General features: G+C 67.9%; 7 protein-coding genes and 1 pseudogene. 3 read left to right on the top strand and 5 right to left on the bottom strand.

From position 1 onward, the window contains the following. Positions 1-279: pseudogene (locus tag QAA18_RS09435) on the top strand (protein-(glutamine-N5) methyltransferase, release factor-specific); the annotation flags it as partial. A 33-nt stretch (positions 280-312) separates the two neighbouring features. Next, the gene (gene pip, locus QAA18_RS09430; RefSeq protein ID WP_279412678.1) at positions 313-1,254 is read left to right on the top strand and encodes a prolyl aminopeptidase; all 942 of its coding nucleotides are present in this window, start codon (positions 313-315) and stop codon (positions 1,252-1,254) included. Here pip and QAA18_RS09425 read toward each other — a convergent pair. The 5 genes from QAA18_RS09425 to QAA18_RS09405 all read right to left on the bottom strand — a co-directional run bounded on the left by QAA18_RS09425 (position 1,235) and on the right by QAA18_RS09405 (position 4,815). Beyond that, positions 1,235-2,119, bottom strand: a complete 885-nt coding sequence (locus tag QAA18_RS09425) for a hypothetical protein (protein WP_279412677.1) — start codon at positions 2,117-2,119, stop codon at positions 1,235-1,237. The genes pip and QAA18_RS09425 overlap by 20 nt on opposite strands. A gap of 46 nt (positions 2,120-2,165) precedes the next feature. Continuing rightward, complete coding sequence (locus QAA18_RS09420; RefSeq protein WP_279412676.1) at positions 2,166-2,687, bottom strand: hypothetical protein; 522 nt, start codon at positions 2,685-2,687, stop codon at positions 2,166-2,168. Between the two features lie 120 nt (positions 2,688-2,807). Next, the gene (locus QAA18_RS09415; RefSeq protein ID WP_279412675.1) at positions 2,808-3,347 is read right to left on the bottom strand and encodes an NUDIX hydrolase; all 540 of its coding nucleotides are present in this window, start codon (positions 3,345-3,347) and stop codon (positions 2,808-2,810) included. After that, positions 3,344-4,249 carry a 5'-3' exonuclease H3TH domain-containing protein gene (locus tag QAA18_RS09410; protein ID WP_279412674.1) on the bottom strand — a complete coding sequence of 302 codons (906 nt, stop codon included), beginning with the start codon at positions 4,247-4,249 and terminating at the stop codon, positions 3,344-3,346. The genes QAA18_RS09415 and QAA18_RS09410 overlap by 4 nt, the downstream gene beginning before the upstream one ends. After that, entirely contained in the window at positions 4,246-4,815 is a 570-nt protein-coding gene (locus QAA18_RS09405) for a nitroreductase (RefSeq protein WP_279412673.1), read from the bottom strand. Before QAA18_RS09405 ends, QAA18_RS09410 begins: the two co-directional genes overlap by 4 nt. Positions 4,816-4,969: 154 nt before the next feature. Here QAA18_RS09405 and QAA18_RS09400 point away from each other — a divergent pair. Continuing rightward, on the top strand, positions 4,970-5,814 hold an 845-nt coding region (locus QAA18_RS09400; protein WP_279412672.1), incomplete at its 3' end, for a DUF1631 family protein.

Raw genomic sequence — 5,814 nt, 5'->3', positions numbered from 1 at the left:
TACATTGCGGAAGGCGATCCGCACCTGGAAGCGGGCGACCTGCGCTTCGAGCCTGCGATGGCGCTGTCGTCCGGCAGCGACGGCCTGGACGCGATCCGCCGCATCGTCGCCGGCGCGCCGGCGCACCTGCAACCCGGCGGCTGGCTGCTGCTGGAACACGGCTGGGAGCAGGGCGCGGCGGTGCGTGCGCTGCTGTCGGCGGCCGGCTTCGATGCCGTGGCGACCGCCCGCGACCTGGAGCAGCGCGACCGCGTCACGTTCGGCCGCTACAATCGCTGAAAGTCACGTCGCCGAAAGTCCGAGGAGCACGCCATGCGCACGCTGTACCCCGAAATCGAGCCCTACGACACCGGCATCCTCGAGGTCGACGCGCGCCACAAGCTCTACTACGAACAATGCGGCAACCCGGAAGGCAAGCCGGTCGTGCTCCTGCATGGCGGCCCCGGCGGCGGCTGCAGCGCCAAGATGCGCCGTTTCCACGACCCGGCGAAGTACCGGATCATCCTGTTCGACCAGCGCGGCGCCGGCCGTTCCACCCCGCATGCGGACCTGGTGGGCAACACCACCTGGGACCTGGTCGCCGATATCGAGAAGCTGCGCAAGCGCCTGGGCGTGGACAGGTGGCAGGTCTTCGGCGGCAGCTGGGGTTCGACCCTGGCCCTGGCCTATGCCGAAACGCACCCGCAAGCCGTGACCGAACTGGTCCTGCGCGGCATCTTCATGCTGCGCCGCTGGGAACTGGAGTGGTTCTACCAGGAAGGCGCCTCGCGCCTGTTCCCGGATGCGTGGGAGCACTACATCGCCGCGATCCCGGAAGTGGAACGCCACGACCTGATCAGCGCCTTCCACCGGCGCCTGACCTCCGACGACGAAGCCACCCGCCTCGCCGCCGCCCGCGCCTGGAGCGTGTGGGAAGGCGCGACCAGCTTCCTGCACGTCGACCAGGATTTCGTCAGCGGGCACGAGGACGCCGCCTTCGCACTGGCGTTCGCGCGCATCGAGAACCACTACTTCGTCAACGGCGGCTTCTTCGAGGTCGAGAACCAGCTGCTGCGCGACGCGCACCGCATCGCCGACATCCCCGGCGTGATCGTGCATGGCCGCTACGACGTGGTCTGCCCGATCCAGAACGCCTGGGAACTGCACAAGGCCTGGCCGAAGGCGGAACTGGTGATCAATCCGGGTTCCGGCCACTCGGCCTTCGAGGCCGAGCACGTGCATGCGCTGGTGGAAGCTACGGACCGGTTCGCGTGAGGCCCAGCGCCCGTTTCAGTTCGTCTGCGCGACCTCCCTTCGGCCAGCCGCGGATCGTTTCCACGACCTGGCCCTGCACGAAGACATAGAACGTCGGGGTGCCCCAGTAGTCGATGTCGGGCCATGTCCTGATGTCGTCGACCAGGACCATGCGGTAGTCGGAAAACCTTGCGTTCCATGTCTCGATGGGGCCTGGATCCAATCGCACTCCATACGGCGCCAGCCAATGCGAGTGTTCGGCGAAGTACGCGTGCAGTTCCGGATCGGCCTCGATGGCGGTTGCTGCATCCAGGGTGAAATGGCAGAGCGGATCGGCCACTGCCAGAACGAAGTCTTCCCTGGCGGCGCTGAAATTCCGTTCCTGCAATGCGCCGGTCTCCTGGAGCACGAGAATCGACCGTTGCGCCGGGTCGAAGCCCGCGGCGCGTGAAATTGCAGGAATCGGGTCCAGGGGATGCGATTGCCCGAATTTGGCATGGAAAGCCCGTGCGGCCTCGAAGTCCCGCAGGTTGACATATAGTTGTTGCATGTCGACGTATCGCTTTTCGGCGAGTAGGGAACGGGTTTCCATCTCGTCGAATATCGCCCGCGAATGCTCCGCGATGCTCCGATCGTTGGCCAGCCCGGCGGCGGTCATGGAAGCCAGCAACAGCGTTTCCATGTCCTTGTCGGCAACCGCTCGCGGATTGAGGGGCGCGAGCATGTCCCTGTACCAGTCACGGATGCGGTTGGCCCGCGGCTGGTAAGGCGCGGCGGCGATCGAATCCAGTTGCGTCATGAACCCGGCGATGGCCGTCGCAGGCGTTGTGTCGTCGTGGACCGGGACTATCGAAAGCGCCAGGGCGACAAGAAGGTTTGCGAACATAACGTTGCTCCCTGCCCGGGGGCGGGGTGGCGCCCCGGGCATCGCGTCAGCAGTTCGAAGTGCAGATGTAGTGTGGATGCAGCATTTCGCAGGTGCCGGGCGAAATGCACCTGCCGCCCTCATGGTCTTCGACGTGCATGAAAGACTGGATGCCAGCGTCCACTGCATTCCTGGGGTGCATCTCACGCAGGAACGACGCGGATTCGGCCGCACCGAACAGGCCCAGGATGCGATACGCCTCGGCGACGCTCAGCTCGCTCTGCAGGTCGTCGAACCGATACTCCACCAAACCTTTGTCGTTGAACACGAGACTGTCGAGAAAACGTTCGCGCGCGCCAGTGGACAGGGCATTCAATGGGGATGCGGCGCCGGCCGTGCGGAGGTGCGCGGCCAGGTCATCGCGCGACTTCACGTCGGCCAGTTCATAGGAAAGGACACGGCGAAGCTCGGCATCGGCGCGCTGCACGCCTGCGTGCGCCGGTTCGGCGGCCCCGGCCTGCAAGGTGAGCCCGAGCAGTACCGCGGCGACGAACCCTTTTGCCGCGTGGATACAATTGGTGGACATCATGGCAAACGCTCCTTGTTCTGTGATGGCATGAATTCATCGGACGACGCCTCTTTGCGTCCGGTCCATTCAATGCCACCGCCGGCCCGCTACTCAACCAGGGTGTCCAGCGCTAGCCGCGCCTCAACCGGCCGGCGATCCGTCGGGGTTGCGCTCGATCATCCACAGGCCCGCCCACAGCTTGAGGTCCAGCTCGTAACCTTCGTCGCGCTTCTGCACCAGCCAGGCGGGCGCCTGGGCGCGCGGAACCGCGTGGACGGTGATGTCCTCCGTCTCGTCGCCGCCACCGGGGCCTACGCGGAGGAGGCCGGTGGCGCGCACGAAGGCGATGCGTTCGTTGCTCATGCCGGAGGAGGTCGGGCCGGTCAGCAGTACTTCGACGTGCGCCGGCTCCCAGCCGGTTTCCTCGATGAGTTCGCGTCGCGCGGCGTCCTCGAGCGTGTCCTCGCCCGCCTGGTCGCCGACGAGCCCCGCCGGCATTTCGATCGTGCGCTTGCCCAGCGGGATCCGCATCTGCTCGACGAACAGCACCTCGTCCTGCGGCGTGACCGCGATGATGATCACGGCCATGCCGTCGGCATGGGTACGTTCCACGTACTCCCAGCGGCCGCGCTTGCACATCCGCAGCCACTTGCCTTCGTAGACGATCTCCGTGTCGCTCATGCCGCCGCCTCCTGCAGCCTGCGCCGGGTGTGCGGGCCGAAGCGCATGCGTTCGCACAGCGCCAGCAGCGCGGCGGCATCGGCCGCGCCTCGGGCGAAGGCTTGGTCATGGTCCAGCGGTGCGTCGCAGGCGATGGTGGTCAGCTGGCGGCACAGCAATGCGATGTCGCGGTGCTCGCGCAGCCTGGCCGCCACCGAAGCGGCGCCGCGGAAACGCAGGAACGGGATCTCCTCGATCCGCTCCAGCAATGCGTCCAGGGTTTCGAAGTGCGACAGCAACACCGCCGCGGTCTTGGCGCCGATGCCCGGCACGCCGGGAATGTTGTCGACCGCGTCGCCGCACAGCGCGAGGAAGTCGGCCACCTGGTGCGCGTGCACGCCCTGGCGCGATTTCACGCCCGCCGCGCCCCAGCGCACGCCGCGCGCGAAATCCCACTGTTCGTCGTGTTCCTCGAGCAGTTGCGACAGGTCCTTGTCGGCCGAGACGATCACCCCGCGCAAGCCCAACGCGCGCGCATGGCGCAGCGCGCTGCCGATCAGGTCGTCGGCCTCGTATTCGGGATGGGCCAGCGTCGCCAGCCCCAGGCCCTGGCACAGGGCCTTGCAGTGCGCGAACTGGCGCTTGAGTTCTTCCGGCGCGGGGTCGCGGTTGGCCTTGTAGGCCGGGTAGAGCGCGTTGCGGAAACAGCTGTCCAGGGCTTCGTCGAAAGCGATGGCGATGTGCCGCGGGCGCTCGCGCTCCAGCAGCTCCAGCAGGAAGCGGGCGAAGCCGTGCACGGCGTTGGTCGGCCAGCCCTCGTCGTCGTGGAACTCGTCGGGCATGGAATGCCAGGCGCGGAATACGTACATGCTGGCGTCGACCAGGTAGAGCGCCGGACGCGCCATGTGGTTGCCGTCGCTCATGCCGGGGTCCAGTCGCTGAGCAATCCGGCAGGATCCGGACGCTCGCGTTCGTTCGGCTCGGCCTGCGCCGTGCCCAGGTGGATGAAGCCGGCGATGCGCTCGTCCCCGGCCAGCCCGAGCATGCGCAGCACCGTTTCGTCGTAGGCCGGCCAGCCGGTCAGCCACTGCGCGCCGAACCCGTATCCCTGCGCGGCCTGCAGCAGCGCGAAGCATACGCAGCTCGCGGCGGAGAAGCGTTCGGACTCGGGGATCTTCGCGTCGGCGCCCAGGCGCGCGACCACCGCGATCACCAGCGGCGAAGCGAACCGGTTGCGATCCTTCTCCAGGACCGCGGCGCTGGCCTGCGGATCGCGCTCCAGCGCGCGGGCGACCAGCGCTTCGCCCAGCGCTGCGCGCGCGGCGCCGGCAATGCGCAGGAAACGCCATGGCACGCGCCTGCCGTGATCGGGAACCCGGCTGGCCAGGGCGAGCATGCGCAGCAGCGTTGCATCGTCGGGCGCAGGCTCCGCGAGCTGCCGGGAGGGCACCGAGCGGCGCTCGTTCAGGCATGTGATGATTGCATTCACGACGGGGTTCCGGGTTGAGTGCGATGGCCATCACATATCGACGCAGATGGTCGGAAATGGCCCTTCCGCGGCCATTATGCTCGGCTACAGTGCTCTTGTGCCGTGGCATGGAGCCCGGCGGAGGCGACTAACCATGTCCGTGCAACATCCCGAGATGGCTGGCCAGTCCGCAATCGACCCGCTACGCCTGATCGACGAGCTCAAGCGCATTGCCGTGGAGCAGCTTGGCGCCGTGCCCGGCGGCCTGTACCGGCCGATCGAAGAGCAGCTGCACGAGAGTCTGCGCACCGGAAGCGAAAGCGCGCAGCGCAAGGACCTGATGGCGGTGCTGGCGCTGCGCCAGCGCGGCTCGGGCTTCGTCATGAAGTTCCGCGAGCTGATCGGCCGCAGCTTCGACGACTTCTGCGGCCGCGCGACCGTCGGCCGCAGCGATGCGCCGCTGGGCCTGGTGCTCGAAGACGACCTCGATTTCCATCTTGCCGGCCAGGCGCTGGCCGAATCCATCGCCAGTCGCTACCAGCGCCCGCTGGAAATGCTCGGCGCCCGGTTCGACCTGCTGGCCGCCGCACTGGGCGTCCCCGGCGGCGCCAACCCGGTCGGCGCGCTGCTGCTGGCCAACGCGTTCGTCCAGACTTTCCACGAAGCCGAGGTTTCGCCGAGCCTTCGCGAAATGCTGTTCCGCCAGTACGAGCAGGAACTGGCCAAGGTGCTCGGCGAGCTGTACGGCCGCCTCAACACCCAGCTCGCGGCGAACGGCTTCCACGCCGACCCGCGCAGCGAGGCGCCTGCGCAGGCGGCAGGGCAGAAGCCTGCCGCGCCGCCGCCTTCGCCGCTGGATGCCACGTCCAGGATCCTGGCCTCGCAGCAGGCGCGTGCCTGGCTGGAAGCCGGGATCGGCGGAATGGCGCCCGAAGCGCCTGTGCAGGCGCGTCCCGCCGAATCCGCACCCGCGCCGGCGCCCAAGCCGGAACCCAAGGCGGCGCCGGCCACGGCCACGCC

This window comes from Luteimonas sp. 8-5, assembly GCF_029763755.1.
Taxonomy (GTDB): Bacteria; Pseudomonadota; Gammaproteobacteria; order Xanthomonadales; family Xanthomonadaceae; genus Cognatiluteimonas.
The sequence above is the reverse complement of the archived record's forward strand: the minus strand, read 5'-3'. Positions and strand labels throughout refer to the sequence as shown.

Coding starts and splice junctions, on each gene's coding strand:
- pip (WP_279412678.1), top strand. CDS start 313: ATGCGCACGCTGTACCCCGAAATCGAGCCCTACGACACCGGCATCCTC.
- QAA18_RS09425 (WP_279412677.1), bottom strand. CDS start 2,119: ATGTTCGCAAACCTTCTTGTCGCCCTGGCGCTTTCGATAGTCCCGGTC.
- QAA18_RS09420 (WP_279412676.1), bottom strand. CDS start 2,687: ATGATGTCCACCAATTGTATCCACGCGGCAAAAGGGTTCGTCGCCGCG.
- QAA18_RS09415 (WP_279412675.1), bottom strand. CDS start 3,347: ATGAGCGACACGGAGATCGTCTACGAAGGCAAGTGGCTGCGGATGTGC.
- QAA18_RS09410 (WP_279412674.1), bottom strand. CDS start 4,249: ATGAGCGACGGCAACCACATGGCGCGTCCGGCGCTCTACCTGGTCGAC.